General features: G+C 46.4%; 19 protein-coding genes. 12 read left to right on the top strand and 7 right to left on the bottom strand.

From position 1 onward, the window contains the following. Window positions 1-75 precede the first annotated feature (75 nt). Window positions 76-1,002 (bottom strand): DMT family transporter, encoded by a 927-nt coding sequence (locus GCU39_RS09370; RefSeq protein WP_152393267.1) that lies wholly within the window; start codon window positions 1,000-1,002, stop codon window positions 76-78. A gap of 114 nt (window positions 1,003-1,116) precedes the next feature. Between GCU39_RS09370 and GCU39_RS09365 the strand changes: the two genes are divergently transcribed. The 4 genes from GCU39_RS09365 to GCU39_RS09350 all read left to right on the top strand — a co-directional run bounded on the left by GCU39_RS09365 (window position 1,117) and on the right by GCU39_RS09350 (window position 8,867). Beyond that, window positions 1,117-2,541, top strand: a complete 1,425-nt coding sequence (locus tag GCU39_RS09365; protein WP_152393266.1) for an aminotransferase-like domain-containing protein — start codon at window positions 1,117-1,119, stop codon at window positions 2,539-2,541. Between the two features lie 225 nt (window positions 2,542-2,766). Next, window positions 2,767-3,465 (top strand): hypothetical protein, encoded by a 699-nt coding sequence (locus GCU39_RS09360; RefSeq protein WP_152393265.1) that lies wholly within the window; start codon window positions 2,767-2,769, stop codon window positions 3,463-3,465. Between the two features lie 3 nt (window positions 3,466-3,468). Then, complete coding sequence (locus GCU39_RS09355; protein WP_152393264.1) at window positions 3,469-3,888, top strand: hypothetical protein; 420 nt, start codon at window positions 3,469-3,471, stop codon at window positions 3,886-3,888. Between the two features lie 14 nt (window positions 3,889-3,902). Beyond that, window positions 3,903-8,867, top strand: coding sequence for a DUF4132 domain-containing protein (locus GCU39_RS09350; RefSeq protein ID WP_152393263.1), 4,965 nt, complete (start codon window positions 3,903-3,905; stop codon window positions 8,865-8,867). Window positions 8,868-8,936: 69 nt separating this feature from the next. On the opposite strand, the gene GCU39_RS09345 is transcribed toward GCU39_RS09350, so the two are convergent. Further along, a complete protein-coding gene (locus GCU39_RS09345; RefSeq protein WP_152393262.1) occupies window positions 8,937-10,196 on the bottom strand; it encodes an MDR family MFS transporter in 1,260 nt (419 codons plus the stop codon). Window positions 10,197-10,305: 109 nt separating this feature from the next. Here GCU39_RS09345 and GCU39_RS09340 point away from each other — a divergent pair, with 109 nt between their 5' ends. Next, window positions 10,306-12,153: an ABC transporter substrate-binding protein gene (locus GCU39_RS09340; RefSeq protein WP_152393261.1), complete on the top strand. Its 1,848-nt coding sequence runs from the start codon at window positions 10,306-10,308 to the stop codon at window positions 12,151-12,153. Window positions 12,154-12,338: 185 nt separating this feature from the next. Here GCU39_RS09340 and GCU39_RS09330 read toward each other — a convergent pair whose 3' ends face one another. After that, window positions 12,339-13,016: an AarF/UbiB family protein gene (locus tag GCU39_RS09330; protein WP_152393260.1), complete on the bottom strand. Its 678-nt coding sequence runs from the start codon at window positions 13,014-13,016 to the stop codon at window positions 12,339-12,341. 125 nt (window positions 13,017-13,141) lie between these two features. Between GCU39_RS09330 and GCU39_RS09325 the strand changes: the two genes are divergently transcribed. Further along, window positions 13,142-13,702 (top strand): NAD(P)H-dependent oxidoreductase, encoded by a 561-nt coding sequence (locus tag GCU39_RS09325; RefSeq protein WP_152393259.1) that lies wholly within the window; start codon window positions 13,142-13,144, stop codon window positions 13,700-13,702. Here the strand turns inward: GCU39_RS09325 and GCU39_RS09320 are convergent. Both GCU39_RS09320 and GCU39_RS09315 read right to left on the bottom strand, forming a co-directional pair. After that, on the bottom strand, window positions 13,686-14,033 hold the full coding sequence (locus GCU39_RS09320; protein ID WP_152393258.1) for a winged helix-turn-helix transcriptional regulator: 348 nt from the start codon (window positions 14,031-14,033) through the stop codon (window positions 13,686-13,688). The genes GCU39_RS09325 and GCU39_RS09320 overlap by 17 nt on opposite strands. Window positions 14,034-14,209: 176 nt before the next feature. Further along, window positions 14,210-14,656: an OsmC family protein gene (locus tag GCU39_RS09315; protein WP_152393257.1), complete on the bottom strand. Its 447-nt coding sequence runs from the start codon at window positions 14,654-14,656 to the stop codon at window positions 14,210-14,212. A gap of 189 nt (window positions 14,657-14,845) precedes the next feature. Here GCU39_RS09315 and GCU39_RS09310 point away from each other — a divergent pair, with 189 nt between their 5' ends. The 3 genes from GCU39_RS09310 to GCU39_RS09300 are packed head-to-tail and all read left to right on the top strand — an operon-like array spanning window position 14,846 to window position 18,806. After that, window positions 14,846-16,492: a spore germination protein gene (locus GCU39_RS09310; RefSeq protein WP_152393256.1), complete on the top strand. Its 1,647-nt coding sequence runs from the start codon at window positions 14,846-14,848 to the stop codon at window positions 16,490-16,492. Between the two features lie 14 nt (window positions 16,493-16,506). Continuing rightward, window positions 16,507-17,601, top strand: coding sequence for a GerAB/ArcD/ProY family transporter (locus GCU39_RS09305; RefSeq protein ID WP_152393255.1), 1,095 nt, complete (start codon window positions 16,507-16,509; stop codon window positions 17,599-17,601). Beyond that, window positions 17,598-18,806 (top strand): Ger(x)C family spore germination protein, encoded by a 1,209-nt coding sequence (locus tag GCU39_RS09300; protein WP_227793511.1) that lies wholly within the window; start codon window positions 17,598-17,600, stop codon window positions 18,804-18,806. The genes GCU39_RS09305 and GCU39_RS09300 overlap by 4 nt, the downstream gene beginning before the upstream one ends. A 25-nt stretch (window positions 18,807-18,831) precedes the next feature. Here GCU39_RS09300 and GCU39_RS09295 read toward each other — a convergent pair whose 3' ends face one another. Then, a complete protein-coding gene (locus tag GCU39_RS09295; protein ID WP_152393254.1) occupies window positions 18,832-19,179 on the bottom strand; it encodes a DUF1904 family protein in 348 nt (115 codons plus the stop codon). A 333-nt stretch (window positions 19,180-19,512) separates the two neighbouring features. Here GCU39_RS09295 and GCU39_RS09290 point away from each other — a divergent pair, with 333 nt between their 5' ends. The 3 genes from GCU39_RS09290 (at window position 19,513) to GCU39_RS09280 (ending at window position 22,194) form a co-directional block, all read left to right on the top strand. After that, window positions 19,513-20,160: a FusB/FusC family EF-G-binding protein gene (locus tag GCU39_RS09290; RefSeq protein ID WP_152393253.1), complete on the top strand. Its 648-nt coding sequence runs from the start codon at window positions 19,513-19,515 to the stop codon at window positions 20,158-20,160. A gap of 159 nt (window positions 20,161-20,319) precedes the next feature. Next, window positions 20,320-21,144, top strand: coding sequence for a MerR family transcriptional regulator (locus tag GCU39_RS09285; RefSeq protein ID WP_152393252.1), 825 nt, complete (start codon window positions 20,320-20,322; stop codon window positions 21,142-21,144). Between the two features lie 24 nt (window positions 21,145-21,168). Then, window positions 21,169-22,194, top strand: a complete 1,026-nt coding sequence (locus tag GCU39_RS09280; protein WP_152393251.1) for a serine hydrolase domain-containing protein — start codon at window positions 21,169-21,171, stop codon at window positions 22,192-22,194. Between the two features lie 105 nt (window positions 22,195-22,299). On the opposite strand, the gene GCU39_RS31875 is transcribed toward GCU39_RS09280, so the two are convergent. Then, window positions 22,300-22,551 carry a hypothetical protein gene (locus GCU39_RS31875; protein ID WP_227793510.1) on the bottom strand — a complete coding sequence of 84 codons (252 nt, stop codon included), beginning with the start codon at window positions 22,549-22,551 and terminating at the stop codon, window positions 22,300-22,302. Window positions 22,552-22,972: the final 421 nt, after the last annotated feature.

Genomic DNA, 22,972 nt, shown 5'->3' with positions numbered 1-22,972 from the left:
TTAATAAGTGCATACAATGAAAAAATCCGCGGTAATCGCGGATTTTTCTATTTTCCATTGATCACGTGTGAAGGTTCAAGCCGACTTACGTGCCTGGCTAGAGTCGTGTTTTTTCCTGAACACGAGTCCCTTTACATTGTCCCAGTTGACGACAACGATGCCAATAATGATCGTGATTCCACCGATGACCGATAGGATCGAGACGGGTTCATCGTAAATCGCCGCCCCAAGGCATAGGGCAACCAATGGGGAAATATAGAGCCAAGTAGACGGGAACACGGGATTCGTCTTAGCAATGAGCCAGTAGAAAATCGTATGGCCGATCATGGAACCCGCGACGACCAAATACCCGAGGGAAAAGAGGGCCTTGGGCGTGAACATCACGTCCACATGATTTCCTTCCATAAATGCAGATAAGATTAGGAGTAGTATGCCACCATAGATCATCTGTGCTGCATTCAGTGCAATGGGAGATGTATCTTGGAACCGTTGTACGACACGGCGCGAATACACTGCACCTGTGGCATAGAAGACCTGCCCGAGCAGTACCGCTGCGCATCCAAGCATCCACAAATGGCTGAAATTGATCGTTAAGCCAGGCAGCAGGAGCAGTATGACCCCTGCAGTCCCTATGAGACAACCTATGAAGGCGCTGAACGAAAGGCGTTGCCGGGCAATGGCAGTCTGAAGCAGCAGGATCATAAGCGGCGCCGTTGATAGGATCGCTGCGATACCGGAACTCAAATATTGTTCCGCCCAATATAACGTTGCGAACACCCCGAAGGTGAGCGCCGTTCCCGTCAAGAACATCTCCTTTCGAAGCAGTAGCGAGAATTTCGCTTTACGCCGAATAACCATGTATACGAGCAGAATACTACCCGCAAGCAAAAAACGAAGACCAGCTGAGAAGAAAGGCGGTGCTCCTGCGTCAATCCCCACTTTGATCGCCAAAAATGTCGTTCCGAATACAATGCACATCAATAAATAATTGACAAAGATCATGTCTATTCCTCCTTAATATTTCTCCATCATAAAGGGTGGGGAATAGAACAGATGTCATCATATAGACCAGATGAGTTATAATTTCATTATAATGATGTAAAAGGGAGGTGCGTGATGCGACGAGACACGCTTACCAATGTGCATTCCGATAAACTGTTTGAACAAGTGTATGATTATGTGCTAGAGCGGATCAGGCGCAGAGAATGGAAGGAGCATGAGAAACTTCCTTCGATTCGTGCCTTGGCGGCCGAATTCCAAATACACCGTCTAACGGTTCTCAAAGCTTATCAATTGCTGAAGCAGAACAACAAAGTATACGTCAAAGATAAATCCGGCTATTATGTGCAACCGAACAGCAGCTTGCCGTACGACGTGCAGCAAGATCCGATCGTCTCTGCTTATGTTCATGACAGCTCGCTATCCGAGATTCATCAGGTGGATGCGGTCTATCAATTTTCCAAGGCTCTACTGGACCCGAATCTATTGCCGAACCGATATTTTTCCGAATATGTGAAAAGAGTGTTCGATCTATATCCCAAAGTATTAGGGACTTATTCAACCACGCAAGGGGATGTTGAGCTGCGTGAAGCGTTATGCCGCTATGTTACAGATCGTTACTTCGTTGACTTGACGAAGGATGAGATCATGATCACCTCCGGCTCGCAGGAAGCGATCGATCTGCTGGCTAGGGTGATGGTCAAACCGCGGGATACCGTGCTGGTTGAGAGGCCAACCTATAGCCCGGCGATTGATGTGTTCCGAAGGCAGGGGGCGAACATTGTGTCCATTGACATCCATCCTGTTGGTTATGATCTAGAGCGATTGGAAGAGCTGATGCAGAAATATAAGCCGCGCTTATTCTATCTCAATCCTACGTTCCACAATCCAACGGGGTACACCATTCCTGAAGAGCAGCGCAAGCGGATCGTTGATTTGGCAGCAGAGTACCAGTGCATCTTAATAGAGGATGACTCTTGTCCGGATATCTATTTCGGTCAAGAACCGCCCCCACCGTTCTTCGCGTATGATACGGCGGGATACACGATATACATTCGCAGCTTCAGCAAGTATATTGCTCCTGGCTTGAGTATTGCGATGATCGCATGCCGCCCAAGCATCATCACTTATTTGATCAAAGCCAAGTCGTTGTCTGATAACGGGGCGCCGCTATTGAACCAGAAAATTTTCCTGCATTATTTCTTCTCCGAGCGAATGCAGCAGCATATGGGGAAACTTCGAACGGCACTGTCGATCCGCAGAGACATCATGGAAGAAGAGCTGTCCGAGACAGGCTGGGAATGGAGCTCACCTACTGGCGGGTTTAATTTATGGATTAAACTACCAGAATCTATGCCGATCGATCGACTGCTCGGTCAGAGTATGGCGGAATCTATTACGTTCGTCCCGGGAACGATTTTCGATCCGCTCCGAGAAATGAAGACATGGATTCGCATGAGTTATTCTTATTTAAACGAAATACAGCTTAGGGAAGGGTTGCAGCGGTTCATCCGCTTGTCTCGTACAATCACTTCAAGTTGAACAAGAGTCATAGATGTGAATGCGAAGGAGTACCCATCGTCGGGCTCCTTTTTAATTTGGAATCAGGAATCAGGATGTATTGTTCATCCTTTTGATGCATTTCACTGGAGAAAGTAGGTAATTAGTCCGCATACTTACACAAGTTGGTCATTTATAATGAAATCTAGTTGGGTTGCAGTGTAGTCGCGTAATGAAGAAAGCATCACATACAGGGGGAGAGATACGATGACTTGTTGGATACGTATAGAAGTACCAGAACCGGAGCTATTGAGAACACGGATGAGAAGTCTGGCCGCGCTCGATACCATATTGTGTGATGAAGACTGGCTTCGTGTTCACCGATATGAGCATGCTTGGATGCCTGACTTGGATCTGGGTGTGATCGAGAATGGAGCGGGTGACCACCTCTATGTCTTGTTCGCGGAGACTGGCGTTCTCATCAAAGGATTCGATCATGAATCGCCGCTTAGCCCGCATGCGCGGGAGGACGGAGAAGTCTGGCCTGGGATGTATGAAGAAGTGCCAGAAACGCTGTATTCTCATCTTCGAGATCATCAAGAAGAGCTACAAGTTGAAGATGTAACATGCTGCCTATGGCGGTTAAAGGGTGATACCAACTGGCACTGCGGCGAGTGGGCAGGAATCCATACCGTAGACGAGCGTGAGCGTGATGGTGGCGCGAGCTATCTGCTAGGTTATCTTCATGGTTCACCTCAAGATTATAAGGAATGGGCCGAAGATTATTTCGATCAATCGGAACCACTGTCATTAGACATTGTCAGTGAGATGTATAATGCCATCCAAGTTGAAACACGTTGGATTACAGCGTTAAATCCGAATCGACAAGTTCAGGAAGTCGTTGATGATTTAATGCAAATGGGGATGGTGGTTCGACAAACCGCGTCCAGTGATAGGAGGGAATGAGCGATGCGTGTAGCAATTACCGTCAAGAGCATCGGCAAACGCAAAAATGCCCTTACACGACTCCCTGTCGAACTGCCTCACTTGCCTCAGACATTAAGGGAATTCATTACAGCTCTTGTCGAGTGGAACGTTCGTGGGCTGCAGGAGCGACAGCAACAGCTCTCCATCGTCCCGTATTTGAGTGAGAGGGAAGTAGAGGAGCGTGCGGAGCATGGTAAAGTAGGTTTTGGTGCGATCTACCATGAAGGTATACCAGATATGTCCGGAGCGATTGCAACGGCGATCCTGGCCTTCGAAGACGGTTTGTATCGCGTATTCATTGGGGATTCCGAAGTGGAGTCGTTAGATGAACCGCTTACCCTGCAGGAAGATGATGAAATTGCGCTAATCCGGTTTACAATGTTAGCCGGAAGCTTCTGGTGAGAGGAGATTAATCGATGAGAAATGAAGAGCAGGAACGAGAGTATGATGCCATGATCCTTGTCCGGATCGAGGGAATTGACGAGCCCCTGTTACCACTTGCCAAGCTGCTCGTTGGACTGAGTCATAAGCGATATATTGATCGGGATGAGTTGAACGAATGCGCAGCATGGTTACAGCATAAGGCAGGGGATGAGTCCGAGCGACGGTTCGAGCCGCTAATCCGTGTGATGGATCACCTGCTTGGCAATGATCAGGGTAATGTACTCCGATATATCATTCAACATGCCACGGAATATCCATATGCGAGAGGTTATGCGCGCCGTCCATATCGCACTGCTGATTTAGAATTACATAAGGAGACCATCATTCAGAAGGCTGTCTCGCTCCTAATTATGGATCGTTGTTCCTTCAGACTCGATGCATATTTAACCAAAGCAGATGATACGACGCCGAATTCTTATCAGCTTAATCACGTGATTGCGGATGTGATTAGTTATGAACTGGACAGGGGCAACTCAGAAGTACGTGATGCCTTGCACACAATCGTCTACGGCGACAACCAGACAGCTCTGCTGCGTAACGAGATGATAAAAGGTATCTTCATGAGCCATCAGGATGACATGTATCGGATGATGGGCGAGCTGTTGATCGCCGCGCGGCTGCAAGAAGGTCTTCGCCAGAGTATTGTCGAGCGAATGGATGAAGGAACGCTCACGGCTTATCTGTATATGTTGAAGCTTATCGTTGATGAAGGTTACATACGTTACAGCTCTGTTGTCCGCGCGGTTGGTGTGTGGACAGGGATCGGTTTGGAAGCAGCTAATCAGCGCGTGGCAGGACAAGTGATCCGTCAGTTGTACCAGGCCTTAATTGAATCTGATACGCGTGAAGCATGGCTTGCCAGCAGCAACGCGAATGAAATTTACATCGCGCTGTGGGCCACTGCCGTCTACGAGGAGCAGGATGTATTTGAACAGATTGAGCGCTTGATGAAGCAAGGACAACGTCACCAGAAGATTGTCGCTCTGTATGTGCTGAACAATAGTCAGAACCGTGATCTTCGACTGCGTATTGCTAGAGATCATCTGAATGAAGTCGATCCTGAGCTGCAATATTGGGTATTGTCGAACTATTATGGTTACTATCAATCCGTTTGGCGTAGGCCGGGAACGGAGGCGGAGGGGCCAACGATTACGTTCGAACGTATCGATGCGCTTGAAGACAAACAGGTGCGGGAACGCGATTTTGAACTGCTGCTTACGATGTTTGACGGCATGGAGAAAGAATATGCTGCCCCGTCTAAGGTGCTCGATTTTGTCTACGTTCAGTACAATTCCGACCTCCCTGTGCAGAAAATGCTGTATCTCACGGCCTATGATATGGACAGCAACTGGATAGCGAACCTCATTTCCCGCAAAGAAAAGCTGAGTCCGGATCAACGTGGCGCGATCCTTGAGCATTTTGCCTGTGATAAATCGAATCCCATCATCCGCTCGTTCATTATCGAGAGCTTGTCGGATAAGAGCATGAGAAACCGTGAGCACGCGCTTGAGCAAATCAAGAAGATGCAGCTGACAGAAGAAGAAGTCCAGCCGCTAGAGGAGCTGTTGAAGCTGAAGACCGGCACACTTAGACAGAGTACAATCGAAGCGCTGCTGCACCAGCCGGAACCAAAGCTCGTGACATCGTTGACACATCTACTGCAAGCAAAGAATGAACTGCAGCGGTTGGGCGGACTTGAGATTATCGTTGAAGTGTACAAGGACAAGTCGCGTACAGAACAATTTGAACGTTTACGTCCTTTAACGGAACGAATGACGAAGCCGACCGCGAAAGAAAAGGCTTTGCTCGATAAGCTGGATCAACAAGGCGGAACGAGTAGGGCAGATGGTTTTGGTTTATATGATCCGAATGCGACGGAAGCGTGGCTCCTAGAGCAGATCGATACAGATTTGTTCTCGTTCCAGAAGGACATATTCACCCTGTCACTAGAAGACATTCAGAGATTTATTCAAGGGTTGGATGAGCTCGTGCACCACCATCGCGACGTGGAATACGTCTCGGAGTACTATTCCGGGTATAAAGATACGCTCTTGATCGGAACGAATTTACGAGAGTTGAAACCATATGCCAAAGACAATGAGCTAAGCTCCCATCTGGAACGTTATCCGCTTCACGAGGAATGGCGGACGTACTTAGAGGGAAGTGGATTGAACGCCCATAGTCTGATGCAGCTCTATTACTGCTCGGGATTACCGAATTTGAACAATACATTGGACAATTTCTACAGCTACTTCTCTGATGAGATGGATTATGACGAGCTCCAAAAGCACAAGCTGCTGGAGGGCGCGCGTAAGACGTTCATCGAACAGATTTATCCTTTAGATCACGTAATGGAAATACAGCATGCGCTGGGCAAGCTGACGTACAAACATCAAGTAAGACAGTTGCTTCAAGCCTACTTCTACGATAGCAGCAGCCAGGAGACATTCTCATATACGGAACTAGCCGTATATAAACTGATGCAAGCGGCGCAATCGCAGGATCAAGTCAACGTATCGGCTATGTTCCAGATCCTTGCGAAGCCATGGTTGCAAATGGGGCGTCTACGTGTATTTGACGATGCGTCATTCCGAGCGTTCTATCGCACCGTGTTCGCCTTCGATCAGTTCGTGAACGAACCGGGTAGCGGTTCATCCTATCTGTTCGATGAACGCATCCGCGCCTTTGAGCAAGGGCTCATCGGGGAAGCGGAGATGTACAAAGCGCTGCTCGGCGGCGAAGATAGCAGCAGCTATTTATGGGCCTTCACGTCATCGACCTTTGGTACGCTACAGGATCGTCCCCCGTTGCTCGCCATTCGGAATACGGTGGTCGATCGGATCGTCAGCATCGAATTGTCGCGAGGCGATCTTGCGACCGACGTGACGCCGTACGTGACACGGCTTCAACGATTCGAAGGTATGGCGTACTGGGTTCGATTGTTGGCGGGACTCGACAAAGATGCGTTCGTACGCGGATATATCTATAGCTACAACAGCAGCTTGACGAAAAAAGAAGCCTTCAGCCATTTGCTGAAACATTGCCATCCACGCACGGGCGAAGATGCAGCCTTGCTCGGTAAGCTGCTTCAAGGGCAACCTGAAATCACGGAGAAGAAACTGCTGGAGGCGGCGATGTATGCGCCGCAATGGATTGACATCGTAGCTGAGTATTTGGGCTGGCAAGGATTACGCAGTGCGGCTTGGTATTTCCATGCGCACATCAATGAGTCCTTCTCCGCAGAGAAAGAAACGGTCGTTGCTCATTATTCGCCAATCACACCGCAGGACTTCAATGATGGCGCCTTTGACATTCGGTGGTTCCGGGAGGCCTATGAGACGCTAGGCGAGGAGCGATTCCATCTGCTCTACGAGTGCGCGAAGTACATCTCGGCAGGCGCGAACCATCGTCGATCGCAGTTATTCGCCGATGCCACGCTTGGCAAGCTCGCATTGGAGACGATGCAATCGTCCGCTGCTGACAAGCGGAACAAGGATCATTTGCTAAGCTACAGCTTGATTCCTTTTCAATCGAATCGCGAGCTGGATTTGCGGCAACGGTATGATTTCATTCAACAATTCCTCCTGCAGAGCAAGAAATTCGGTGCCCAGCGGCGTGCGAGCGAAGGCATCGCAGCTCAGATTGCCCTGGATAATTTGGCTCGAAATGCAGGATATCGCGACGTGACTCGACTGAAGTGGGATATGGAAGCCCGCAAAGTGGATGAAATGAAATCCTACTTCGAACCGTACGCACTCGACGAGGAGACGAGAATGCAGTTAGTCGTGGATGCGGAAGGCCAGTCGGAGATTAAGATCATCCGCAAGGGCAAAGAACTGAAATCTGTGCCAGCCAAATATAAGAAAGATGACTATCTCCTTACGCTGAAAGAATTAAAATCGGAGCTAGCCGAACAATATCGCAGAGCGCGCCAGGAACTGGAACGTTCCATGGAGCTCGGAAACACGTTTACCGGCAGGGAGTTGGCTGGTCTTGATGGTAATCCTGTCATTCGTCCTCTGATCCGATCGCTCGTATTGAAGCTTGGCGATCATCTCGGTTATTACGATGGAGACATTGAATCGCTTCGCGCTCCTTCTGGTAAGCTAGTCGGATTAACGGATGAAGACGAACTACTGATTGCCCATCCCGTGCATTTGTATGCCAGTGGCCAATGGAGCAGCTTCCAGCGTGACTTGTTCGACCGAGAGCTGCGTCAACCGTTCAAACAAGTCTTCCGAGAGCTGTACGTACCGAATGCGGATGAGCTTGCTCATGCAACGCTCTCACGTCGTTACGCGGGCTATCAGGTACAGCCTAAGAAGACTGTCGCGCTGCTCAAAGGCAGACAGTGGACGGTTAGCTATGAGGAAGGATTGCAGAAGGTATTCTATGCGGAGAATTTGATCGTTAGCTTACATGCGTTAGCCGATTGGTTCTCGCCATCCGATACGGAAGCGCCCACACTTGAAGCGATTCAATTCAGGGATCGAACGACATACAAGCCAGTTTCGATTGATCAAGTTCCGTCGATGTTGTTTTCAGAAGTCATGCGAGACGTGGATCTTGTGGTGAGTGTTGCCCATGTCGGCGGCGTCGATCCGGAAGCAAGCCTCACGACGGTCGAAGTGCGTCAAGCAATCGTACGGGAGTCCCTGCGGTTACTGAAGCTGACGAATGTACGACTTGATGGGAATTATGCGCGTATCGATGGAAGCCTCGGCGAATTCGCGGTTCATCTCGGCAGCGGCATGGTTTACAAGCAAGCGACAGGAGCCCTGCATATTATTCCGGTTCACTCGCAGCATCGGGGCCGAATCTTCCTGCCATTTATTGATGAAGATCCGAAGACGGCGGAGATTTTATCGAAGATCGTCCTGCTTGCTGAGGATACGAAAATCAAAGACCCTCAAATTTTGATGCAGCTGCAGCAGTAAGAAAAGTAATCGTTATGATGCAATAAAAAAGCCTGGGATTCCAGGCTTTTTTATATTTCAACTGCAATTTCAAGCTTGATGTGACGACACATGTCGATTCAACACAAAGCGATAGGAGAAATATGAAAGAGTTAATAACAGAGCAGTTATTGCGAATACGACAGCACCTCCTGCTTGCACGAATAGGATCCCGCCTAGCAAAGGTCCAATCGTTCGGGAGATATCCCAGTGCGTACCATGAATAGAGAAATATATTCCGCGATGTGTCGGCGGGGCAATGCCTGCAACATACTGCTGTAATCGTGTCAGTCCTAAGCTTTCGCCAATGGTCATCGTTACTTGTGCTGCTAGCAATGGCCATAATAGGGTGGAATACCCATAAATCAATGACGTGATGACATAACAGAGACAGGTGATGAGCATGATCGATAAGAGCGAGAATCGCTCTGTTACTCGAATGAGCCAGATTTGCAATGCGACGGAGAGACATGCCTTTACCGTTGCAAGAATCGCGATGACGGTCAAGTAATCTGTAAAGACGGATTGCGCATGTAACCGAAACGTCGTCTCTGTCTGCGCATAGAAGAAGCTGATCGGCAATGCACACAGCATTAAGAGAAACACGTGTTGGTGTTGGAATAGATACCGCTTTGTTCGTTCCACAATAGATCGCGAATGGTCATCGACACGTGGAGCGGTTCGATCATCATTTATCATGTCATGTGTTGGTGCGACGCCAGGCGCTGTCTCATCGATCATCTTCCAGAATACGATGAGATAGAGGAGCAGCGAGCAGGCTTGCAATCCAAATGCGAGAGCGGGTTCATAAGCAAATACCAGCATCCCTAGCAGCGGACCAAGGCCTTGACCTACATAACTCAATGTGTTTAATATGCCATACATTTCAGCCCGTTTCTCATCGGGGACAACATCGGCAATTTGAGCACGTTCTGCCGGAATATAGAGCGAGTGACCAATGCCGTTTAGAACGTAAAGACTCGCAAATAACCAGACAGATTCAGCGAACATAAATCCTGCCATGGCGATGACTTGCATGAATAACGCGATGATAATGATTGGTTTTCTCCCATAACGATCGGTGATACTCCCCCCAGCAATCGTCACAAAAATCTCGGTGAGAGGCTGCAGACCGACAATCATCAGTGGTAATAGCACGGAGCCGTCCAGCTTCTCGTGTAAATACAAGAGTAGAAAAGGCGCAAGCATGGAACTGGTTAAGCTAGTTAGCAACTCGCCAAACATTCTGATTTGGATCGTGATATGATAGTTGTGCATCATTTTTTTCCAGTTATGCTTGAAGTTTCTCATACAAGTTCCCCCTTTGATTTCAATCCAGTGTAAGTCATGTGATGAAATGCAAAAAGGGAAGAGATAGCACAACCTTTTTTTCAGCTTTTCTTAGAAAGGAATATAGAAGATGCCATTACTCGATGACTACGATCGGATATGCTCCCGGTATCCGGACGCGCCTCTCCTGCAAGGAATAACGATCACGATGGATCAATTATCTGAGCTCCTCTGCTGCACCGTTCGGAATGCAAAACTCATTATTCGCAAGATGGTAGACCAGGGAATGATTCAATGGGTACCTGGGCGAGGAAGAGGGAATCATTCACAACTAATATTGCTCGTAACGCTAGACGAATACTATCTGAGGACGGCTAAAGAGCTAGTCTATCAAGGGAAAATAAAGGAAGCATTAGCGCTGCATCAGCAATATAGACATAGGCTCCCATTCGCTTCCGAACAGTTCCGGAATTGGTTCGATACACAGTTTGGCTATCAGCAAGAAATGCGTCAGGATAAACCGCATGACACCTTACGATTACGCTTTGACGATCCATTGACCCGATTAGATCCCATCCATATGTATCTGCGCTCTGAGTGTCATATCATCATGCAAATGGCGGATACCTTATTTCGTTATGATCCTCTTACGCAACGAACAGTCGCGCATTTGGCGCATCATGCCGCCTCTAGTCATGATGGTCGAATCTGGACCATCTATTTACGCAAAGGGGTACAATTTCATAATGGCAAAGAGCTTGATACAACGGACATCTGGTATACATTTGATCGTGTGAAGTTGGACAATTCACCCTATCGATGGATGGTAGAGATCATTGAACAGATGGATGTGATCGATGCATATACCCTACAGATCCATCTTCATAACTCATGTTATTGGTTCGATCGTCTCCTGTGCAGTCCGCATCTGTCCATTGTGCAAGTACAAGCGGTTGAACGATGCCAGTTGAACGGCCGTGATCAATTTATAGGAACAGGCCCCTTCCGTTTAATCAGAAATGATGATTCCATGCTGGTGTTGGAGGCTTTTCCTTCGTATTTTCGCGAACGAGCCTTGTTGGATCGGGTTGAGATCTGGTTCGTGTCGAATCTATTGGATGACCCTGGAAGGCTTGGATCTTCATACGACTTGGAGTATATCTCACCACGAGAACAATCGATATCTAGCATGAATCCATATCAAACGGGAATCACTGCAGACAGACGAACAGCAAGGATGGAATGTAATATTACCTATCTTAGCTTACAACAGATGCGAGAAGGTGTTACGGCGTCCCCACATTTTAGACAAGCGCTTGCCCTGATTCTTGATACCAAGGACTACATGTTGGCGTTAGGTGGAGAGGGGATTGAACCTGTTCATCGTTTACTTACAGATGAGTTCTTTGAAGGCGATCATGACAACGAGCCACAGATCCGAGGCATCAATGATGAGCACGAAGTTCATGCATTGCTAACGAAGAGCAATTATCAAGGCGAGGTGCTTCGCCTATACACGTTTATGGAAGACGACCATCGACAAGATGCAGAATGGATCAAAATGCGATGTGCGGCGTATGGGATCAGATTAGAGGTGTATCAATTTACAACCGAAGAATTATTAAATCCAATACGAGTAATGGAGGCAGATGTCATCCACGATAGTGCCTCAATTGGCGATGATTTTGAACTTTCTTTGCTGCATATGTTCTTGTCGAGGAACAGCTATCTCTATTTGCATGCGAACGAAGAACAAAGAGAACGGTTTGAACACACAGCTCAGATGTTATACGGGACACCAGATCGATCCGAACGATATCAGCAATGGAGAGCATTCGAACGCCTCTTGTTAACGCATGGCGGGTTTCTTCCGTTATATCGGAACCGCATCACGATGCTCGCGCAACCTGAATTAGCAGGCGTAGACATTAACGCGCTGGGCTGGGTCGACTATTATAAGTTATGGATGAAAAAATAATACCGAACGTGCAATTCTCAATCGAATCATAGCAAAAAGGCAGAATCCGATTCATCGGGCTTCTGCCTTTTTATTATTCGTTCATTTGCTTCAAGTGACGTACCGCGTGGATGGCGACTCGGATTAACAAAATCGCGCTAATCAATATTCCCGCGTATCCAAAGATGCTGATGATCGGATACGCTTCATTGGCCGATGGAAGCGGCGGCGAGAGGTTCCATCTCGAATGCGAGGAACGTCTCGTCTTTTGGTCGCTTCAATTCTTTGTTCAATATTGCCTCCACTTGGGCTGTCGTTAACTTGGAGACGTTCTCCTGCAAAATAGATAATTCTTCAATGATGGGTTGAGGCAGCAGATCCGAACGCGTCGATAATACTTGACCGAATTTGATGAAGAACCCTCCGCAATCCTCTAGCGTTCGCCGAAGCGATACCGCCAGCTTCTGGTCTGACATCGGTGTTCGTCTGACGGCAAGATTCTTACCTACACCGTGCTTAAGCGCGATAAAGAGCACTTGGATATATCTTCGCTGTCTACGCCACCAACCGAACAGCTTGCGAATTGGGTTTCTCGTATCGGCGAGACGATCGCCTAGGTCATTCAGTGCGATGGGATCAAAGATCTCGAACAAGAGGTAGAAGAGCAAGGAGACGATCACCAAACTGAGCAGCCATAACCAACCGTCGACATTAAAGCTATCACTGTCATGATAGCGCAGATATGTATACCAGTACACCGTAGATGTCACGATGACGCTGAATAACGAAGCCATCACTTGTTTAAAGAAACTGATTTTCGTCCCGATCAACCGACCGATAATAAAGGTCATGATGATTGCAAGTAAAATAAATTGAGAATACATAGATTCGCTCCTTTCGATTGGAGTGCTTACCTTAAGGTAAGTACCTGTACTAAAAGTGCATACTTACATATTTGTAGTAGGAGGATTATACTCAGAACATCAATTTTACTAAGGAGGATTTATTTGTGAAAACACTAGTTATCGTCACACACCCTAACCTCGAAACATCCGTTGTCAATAAACGATGGGTTGAAGAACTCCAACAATATCCGGATAAATATACGGTACATGAGTTGCATAAGGTATATCCTGATGGTCAAATCGACGTGGATCAAGAACAACAATTGGTCGAGTCGCATGGCAATATTGTCTTTCAATTCCCCATCTATTGGTTCAACTGTCCGCCACTCCTCAAAAAATGGTTCGACGATGTGTTAGCTTATGGATGGGCATATGGTTCCAAAGGAGATAAATTAATGCATCGTAAAATTGCACTTGCTGTATCGGCGGGTATCAAAAAAGATGATTATCGGGAAGAGGGGAGATATCGATATACGTTGGACCAATTGTTATCGCCTTTTGAGACGAGCTTCCTGTACTGTAAGGCAGATTATCGATCATTCTTCGCATTCTATGGTACGGAGGGGGAAGCCGGCGAGAATGTACCTGGCCTAGAACTTGAGACCCCTGCTAACCAATTGGAGAGCAGCGCGCAGGCTTACCTCCATTTTATTGACAACCTGTAAGACGATTTTGCTCTCCCCATTCACACATCAGATTCAACATGGGAAGGAGTGAAAGGCCCCGTTCAGATAAGGAATATTCAACTTTAGGCGGGATTTGAGGATATTCTTTGCGTATGATCAATTCATCTGCCTCCAGTTCTTTTAACATCATACTAAGTGTTTTGAAGGAAATGCTGCCGATACTTCGTTTCAGCTCATTATGACGCATGACCTTTTTTTCAGATAGCCAATAGATGATGATCATTTTATATTTACCGTCAATTAAGGACAATGTATATCCAAAGCCGGTATCTTTGAGATTCACGCCAGATGGGACACAGGTTTCGCGCACAAGAATCGCTCTCCTTTTGTAGAGTATAAGATCTTCAAATACATACTTACCTGAAGATCATTATGCAGTCTTGCGATAGTGATGTAAAGAATGGTGTGTATGTAAAAAGGCTACAAGAATGCACCCGTGCAGCCCTGTAGCCTTCTATGTATTCTGCGGCATAGCCTAGTCTAATCTTAATTTTCTATCACGATGCGATCCAGCGTAAGATGAACAGGGTTCGCAATCGTATCGCCCACGGGGCATTTGCTCTCTAGAAACTGTACGAATTGTTCGACTTTCTCGGGGGATGAGGGGGTTTTGATATAGAATGTATACCGGATATCAGAATAGCCTGGCCGAACTTCAGAACGGTTGAAAAATCCATCGAGATCCAGCTCGCCTTCAACATCTACTCTGAAATCTTCTAATACAACATCGAACTTTGGAGCATAGACTCGAGCGACAATGGATTGGCAGGCGCCTAAAGAAGCGAGCAGAGCTTCGACAGGATTCATCCCCGTATCCGTACCCCCAAGGTTTTTCGGCTCATCGATGATGAGTTCGAATTGTCTTGCTTGTGTAACGACCTTCACGCCATCTTGTAAATGGGCAGATGCTTTGAACGTTTGAACTTTTGGCATGCATGACACTCCTTCGTATCAATAATTCATACTAAGTTACTAGGTATTATATGAATTATAGTCCGATCACGAATCACCTGTCAATATATGTTATGCGGCGAGGCCGAATCAATCAGAATTTTAGGGCCGAATGATATCAATGAATAGGTAATCTTACCAAGTTACATATTATTTAACAGGTGATGAAGCATGTGGAATACATTTGTATCTTATCTTCCGAACGGGTCGGTTCTCCTGCAAGCCTTTCTTGTCGTAGCCATTCCTTATACCTTGTCTCGGATCATGTCGCAGACCAAATCCAGAACAGAGGACAAATCCGTACAAGACAATACGGAGCAGCAGCCAGCGCAACCTGATTTTATCGGCAATCTAGACAATGATTTAGATCGCGTAAAGACGCATTTTATGAATGAGACGGATTTGAATATTCGTTCGTTCCATCTCGGCCATACGAAGCAACGAGCCGCGATCGTTTTTTTTAATGGCATATCGGATCGAGATCTGATCGATACGCATATCTTGAAATCGCTTATGGGAGATCTGGCTGCACGCGATGATCAAAGTCGATACGCATGCACCACAGCTTACACGATGCAATATTTGCTCAACCATGTCTTGTCCATCGGCATCGTGAGAGAAGTCGCACGACTCTCAGACCTCTCGACCGAACTCTTGCGAGGCCATACGGCATTCATGTTGGATCACAGTGATGGAGTAGTCATCGTTCTCGGGACAAGAAAAGAGATTACGCGGAGTGCGGGAGAGCCTTCTTCTGAAATTTTGGTTAGGGGGCCGCGACTTGGTTTTAATGAGAGCATTTGCGATAATACAACACTACTTAGACAACATGGTGAGAAAGCAAACTTAACCATTACGGAGCTTCGTGTTGGACAACGCGTAACGAAAGAACTTGCCATTGCATATATCAAGGATATTGCCGATGAGTCATTAGTCCAGGAGGTTCAAGCTCGAATTGAAAGGATTAATCTGGATGATGTTCAAGACACAGGATACATTGAGCAGCTCATCGAGGATAACTTTCTATCCCCATTCCCACAAATTCAGAGTACGGAACGGCTTGATCGTGTCATCAGCGCATTAATGGAAGGAAGGGTAGCCATTCTGCTGGATGGAACGCCTTTCGTCTTAACAGTCCCGACAACCTTCAACATGCTGCTTCAATCGCCTGAAGATTATTATGAGCGCTGGATCCCAGGGACATTGGTGCGCATCCTTCGGTATTTTGCCGCATTTGTATCGACGTTTGGGCCTTCCCTTTACATATCATTTATTTCGTTTCACCAAGGTCTGATCCCAACGAAGCTAGCACTCTCCATCGCAGCGACTAGAGTGGGCGTGCCATTTCCCTCGCTTATCGAAGTACTCATCATGGAGATTGCGCTGGAGATTCTTCGTGAAGCGGGACTTAGGCTCCCTAAGCCGATCGGTCAGACCATTGGCATTGTTGGCGGGTTAGTTATTGGCGAAGCGGCAGTTCAAGCGGGAATCGTCAGTCCGCTCATGGTGATCGTCGTGGCGGTGACAGCGATATCTTCGTTCGCGATTCCGCAATATAATGCTGGCATTGCGCTTCGAATCCTTCGCTTCATGGCCATGATATTCGCAGCGATATTCGGGCTCTACGGGGTTGTATTATTCTTCCTGCTGCTCTGCAGTCATCTGTCGAAGTTGATCAGCTTCGGCGTCCCGTATATCAGTCCGGCCGCACCCTATCGATTGCAAGACTGGAAGGATTTCGTCGTGCGCGCACCGTTCAAATTGATGAAGCGCAGGCCTAAGATGATGAATACGAAGAATACGATACGCAAAAAGTGAAAGGGAGTGATCAAATGGCAGAAATCAGCGCACAGGATAAGATAACAACCCATCAGGCTGTCGTGATCGTCGCCAATTACATCCTCGGGGTCGGTATTCTTACACTTCCTAGATCCGCAGTTGAGAAGGTAAAGACACCAGACATTTGGCTCTCGATCATCATTGGCGGATTAATCGCCATGCTCGCAGGTCTGATCATCGTCAAGTTAAGTCAGAAATTCCCCGGAATGACCTTTTACGAATACAGTCAACTGCTTGTCGGTAAGTGGATCGGCTGTTTCCTGAATCTGATGATGATCGTCTATTTCATCTCGATGTCAAGCGTCATGCTGCGCGCCATGGCAGAAGTCAATACGCTGTTCTTGCTTGAGGGGACGCCGCGCTCAGCCATGATTATTGCCTTTATGTGGGTAGGAATCTACCTTGTCGTTGGAGGCTTTTCCGCTATTACCAGGCTGTTTGAGATCATTTTCCCGATTACTGTTATCATATTCGTCATCATCGCGGTGATGAGTTTGAAGATTTTTGACATCAATAATTTACGGCCTGTGCTCGGACTTGGGATTACCCCTGTATTAAAAGGCGTCAAGACGACAGCTCTTTCATTTAGCGGATTCGAGATCATGCTCTTACTCCTTGCGTACATGAAGAATCCAAAGACGGCCCAAAAGGCCGTAATCATCGGGATCGTAATCCCGCTTCTTTTCTACGTAACAACGGCGGTCATGGTCATTGGGGCATTAACGATTGAGGGTGTGATCAGCCTTGCTTGGCCGACGATTACGTTGATCAAGAGCTTCGAATTTCCAGGCATATTCTTCGAACGCTATGAATCGCTGCTGCTCGTCATCTGGATGATGCAGATATTCACGACCTTCGTGATTACGCACTACTCGGCAGCCATGGGGCTGGCTAAGACGGTGAAAAAGGACATGAATCCGTTCTTGTATATGCTCATGCCTGTCATATACATCGTTGCTATGCTCCCCAAAAACATTAATGATCTGTTCCAATTCAGTGATCAAATCGGGAATATGGCTTTCCTGATGTTCGTCGTGCTTCCGATCATTCTGCTCGGTGTAGCTAAAATAAGAGGTGTACAGACGTGATTAGGCAATGGCAGAGCTGGAGAGTGACATGGATCGGCGGCATGCTAGTCATTCTGATCCTATTAACCGGCTGTTGGAGCCGGAAGGAAATTGAAGATCTCGGTATTACGATCGGTGCAGCCGTTGATCTTGGCAAGGAAACACAGCTGGAGCAGGATTTTGAGCGAAAAGGCGGGGGGTATACCAAACGCAATGCCCTGACGTTAACCTATCAAATGGTCCAACTGAGTCAGAGTGACGGCGGTGCAGGTAGAGCAGGGGAGAAAAAATATCGCAATATTTCCGTAACGAGTGACTCTTTGTATGAGGCGACTCGAGAAATTGCGTTGATGAATGATCGTCCCATTTTTGGCCAGCATTATAAAGTGATCGTTATCAGCGATGAGGTTGCGAGAAAGTACAACATGCAGCTTTTATTCGATTTCTTTATCCGTGAGCAGGAATTTCGTCCAAGCTGTCTTGTCTTAATCTGCAAAGGGGAGGCGCGCAATGCGCTTGATATGAAGGATAAGAGCGATTTTCCCTCGATGCGGTTACTCTCGATTACGGACAACCAGTACAGGAGCAGTCGGATCCTTCCGCCGATGTCTTTATCGAAATTGTTGCCAGAGATTAATTCCTCATCGAGCTTTTTGCTTCAGAACATTATTACTGCCGATGGCGAAGTGAAGTTTGCCGGAGCGGCCGTGATCTACGGAAAAACAGGTAAACTCATTGGGTTCTTAAGTGAAGAAGATCTCGAGTCCATCAATTGGATGACGGCCAAAGTAAAAGGCGGTGTGCTGAAATCCTATGATTCACGATCAGGGAAATCTATTCTATATGAGATTACATCAATGAAGAGCAGAATTCGCCCTCATCTTGAAGGGAAGCGGGTTTCCTTTGATATCGTGATTGAATCAGAAGGTCGTCTTGGAGAACAATGGGCGACTGGGGATGATTTTGATAACCAATTTATTAAGCGCATCGAGGAGGAGACGATCAAGCAAATCAGGCATCGTATCGATAAGATGCTGCACCGTGTACAGAAAGAATATCGAGCTGATGCCATCGGCTTGAGTGAGTATGTGAGAATCTATTATCCTCGCGCCTGGCAGACGATAAAGAAGGATTGGGATGATTCGTTCGCTGAGGCCACGATCCGTTATCAAGTCAAAGTGAACGTAAAAGAATTCGGGACGACGAGCATCAATGTTCATGAATGATGCTTTGTCACTGAGGTATGAACAATCAGAAATTCATCTGATAATGTTGGTTCGGATGCTCATGCAATGGTTTGCCTTCTTTGTAGTATAGCGAAGGAGAGAGGATCACGAAGAAGATGTGAAGATGGCTATAGCCTAATTCGCTGAATTTCTCATGGATCATGGAAGCAACAGCATCATGTATTGCTTGTTCCCTCTGAAACATATAAATTTCCACGGATAATGGAGAATTTGTGATTTGTTCGATGTGAAGGAGTTCAATTTTTACAATTTCCTTCGGAATACTAACCAGCTCAGCGAACTCGTCGATGATGCTTGGAGATAATTGCTCGATGATATGCTTATCAAAACCTTTAAATCTTAAAAATGGCACATACATTTCCCCTTTAATTTGCTTAGTTTTATTATACAACTATTCAGGCATAAAGGAAATTCGAGTGAAGTTGTCCTATTTCTATATGATGAATTGCATCTTTTGGAAGTTTCTGTTATACTTCTTCGCATTGAAATATGATTGGGGGTGTTGTTGATGGCAATTCAGAATTGCTCATTCGCTAGGGGGTCCTCATGCAAAGCCTAGATTAGGGCGATACTTTGCGTGAGGTGCGATAGAATGATAGTCTGGTCGCCCACACTTAACTTTATCGTTTCTAATAATGGGCTTTGCACCTTATGAATTTTCATAACAAATAAGGGGCTGAAGCAAATGAATACACCATTTATTAGAAACCATCAATTTAACGTGATTAAGAAACAAACGGAATTCCTGCAGAATACACTTCGCACTGTCGCGGATCGGAGGGTCTTGGAGACCGTAAGATATCGTGCTGCAACGATCATTATGGAAGCATTTCCTATGCTAACTGAGCACCAACAGCAGATGTTGGAACAAATAACATCGTTCGAAACAGCTTATGATTTCCAGCGATATCTAAGCGCGTTAGAGCCGTACCTAGTGCCGTATCCGACAATAACGCTGAAGCAAATTCAGAAGTTATTCCCTAAAAATAAGAAGTTGAAAGTACCTGATCTCTCATCCATTGACTTTCGTTATGTGACGTATCTGAGCTGGATTGATATTGCAACGAATAAATTGTTCATCGTATATCCGTTCGAAGGACAGTTCATTGGCATTGAGGGAAGAATCACGCCGACACACAAGAAAGGGTACTGCCTGTTCTGTAATCGGCATCATGAACTCGCATTCTTCTTAGTCAAGACCAAACCAGCGAATGCTTCGCCGGACAATTATCATGCCGTTGGTCAATACGTCTGTATAGAGAACCGTGGATGTAATCAGAGTATTACCGATACAGGTTCCCTGGAGAAGTTCATCCTCTCCGTTCGAAAATAGCATGAAGTTTTATAAGCATGGCAGCCCTTCCGGGCTGCCATTTTTGGTTCTTGATCGTTGTTATTTATAATTGCAGGGGATGAAGGATCCTCTGGTATATTAGCGATTGACTTTGCCCTTAGGGGAAGGTGCATAGTAGAAGCGAAGGGAGGTGATCATGTGCTATCCATTGGCGAATTCTCGAAGATTTGCGGTGTATCGACGAAGACGCTTCGATATTATGACGAGATCGGACTAATTCATCCGGAAGAGATTAATCCAGAGAATGGTTATAGGTATTATGCTATCCGGCAGCTTAAGACCATGTTGTTCATTAGCCGAATGAAATCTTTTCACTTCTCGCTGGATGAGATCAAAGCCATGCTTGAACTAGAGAAGGATCAATCAGACGAGAAGCTACATGCAGCACTGCATTGCAAGAAACAGGAAATTCAAAAAAAGATAAACGATTATGAACTTACCTTAATGCAAATGAACGATGATATGCTTCATTTGCAGCAAGGCATATCGATCATGTCTTATCTTAACCATATCGAAGTGCAGCTTGTCGGTGTCGAGCCGATGAATATCCTCTCGATCCGACAGATGATGAGCAGTCATGATTATGCGTTAGGATTGGGATCGTATTTTAGCCGACTCTATGAAAAAATTGCGACGGAGAAACTAACAATGCTCGGTACGCCAATGACGATTTTTCATAGCCCTGAATACAATCCTGCGGGAAATGATACGGAGTTTGCTATTCCGATTCAGGAGGCGGTGAAGGGCACGAGAGAAATGTCTGGCGGTTTATGTGCGAGATCCGTTGTGAAGGGTGCTTATTCTGAATTGACATCCGTCTACGCGAAGTTGAGGGAATGGGTGGAACATGAAGGCTATACATTAGTGAGCTCACCCTATGAAATCTATGTCACGGACCCCAATCAGGTCGCCGTTCCTGAAGATTTTGTAACCGAGGTGTATTTTCCCGTGAAGAAGAGATAAAGAAATACGTAGAGGGGTGTATCTATGAACCTAGCAAGTTATTGGCCAACAACAGATTGGCGATCTGCTGCGCCGGCAATGTTGCGTATGAACGCAGAGAAGCTATCTGCTCTAGATGCTCTGATTAGAACGGAGTACAGCAACATCACCGGAATGGTTGTCGTTCGGAACGGTTATATCGCCTATGAGAGGTATGATCATGGATATCGTCCGGAAGATCCGCAGCATGTAGCTTCTGTAACGAAGAGTGTGATGTCGGCGCTCATCGGGATTGCTATCGATGCTGGGTATATTACGAGTGTAGACCAGAAGGTTCTGGACTTTTTTCCTGAATATGTCCTGGGTACAGCGGATGACTTGAAACGTGACATCACGATTCGCCATCTGCTCACGATGACAGCTCCTTATTCATTCGCAGACTGGCACGAACCGCTGGACAAGATGTGCATCCAATCGGATTGGGTAACCTATGCGCTGGATCTCTTGGACCCGAAAGGAAGAATTGGCGCCTATAAATACTCGACCGCAGGGGCGCACTTGCTATCCTGTATCATTACGCGTAGCACCGGACAGAGTGCCCGTGCATTTGCGAACGAACGTTTATTTAAACCTATCGGCATGAGGGAGATACCGGATTATGGCATGACATCCTATGAGTTCGAGGATTTATTCGGGAGTCGGGTAAGAGGTTGGGTCTCCGATCCGGAACATCATTCCACGGGCGGGTGGGGACTGACGTTAACTCCCCGGGATATGGCACGATTTGGACTGCTCTATTTGAACCGAGGGCGATGGGATAATGTTCAGGTCATACAGGAATCATGGATAGACCAATCCATAGCGTTGACTCCTGATCGTTACGGATATCTGTGGTGGTTAAGCGAAGAGGAAGGATTGGGTGCATACTGCGCTATAGGCGATGGCGGTAACATCATTTGTTGCGTACCCGATAAAAAACTCGTTGTAGCTATTGCCTCATCATTCATCGTGAATCCTCGGGATCGATGGACATTGATCAAGGAACATATCCTACCAGCAATGATAGAATAATATAGCTTTATCACAATCGTAACAACATCAGGTTATCGAGAGATTCTTCAATAACCTGATGTTCTATGGACAGGGATATCAACCGATAGAAACGGTGTAATTCTACTAGGATGAAGCCAAGTCTTTGGCTGATGGGAAATGCTGTTCAGCCAAATCAATGAAATACAATTGCATGGTAGAATTCATGATATATACGACCATGGCAATAAGCGAGATACTAATCAGTGCTGCAATAGCGATTAACGTAAGCATGAGAGGGTATTTAGAGAATCGGCTGAGGATCGCCGTCAAGACTGGCGTTGCGATCGCAAATGAACTAGCAGTTAAATGATTAAGTCGAAAATATACCAGTTTCACTCAGGTAACCCCGAAGAATGGGGGTGTTTTGTGTGGGGTGAACATAAACAAACCTGACAAGAAAGGAAGTAAGAAGACCAATAACCAGGTCTTCTTTTTTCGATAATAATAATCCCACCTTGAACTATGATGCTCTATCTCGTTGCCCTATAACGTCTACGCTTTAGAAACTGGAGCAAGAAAACGGCAGGAGGTCAGCTGCCGACATGAACAAGGATAATTACAGCGGCTTTTTTGCGATCCTCTTAAAGATGTTTATATTTTTGTCGTAATCGGTTCCTCAGTAGTAACGCTGACTTTCAAGGCAATATGATCAATAATTAGATGCGCAGCTCTAGTGGTCAGGCAATCTCCTTGCTTCTCTGAAAAGAACAAGTTCACATTAGGGTGTTCAATTTCTTTATAGATATTTAAAAAAACA

This window comes from Paenibacillus guangzhouensis (genome assembly GCF_009363075.1).
Taxonomy (GTDB): domain Bacteria; phylum Bacillota; class Bacilli; order Paenibacillales; family Paenibacillaceae; genus Paenibacillus_K; species Paenibacillus_K guangzhouensis.
Note: the sequence above shows the minus strand (reverse complement) of the source record. Positions and strands in the feature narration are given on the sequence as shown.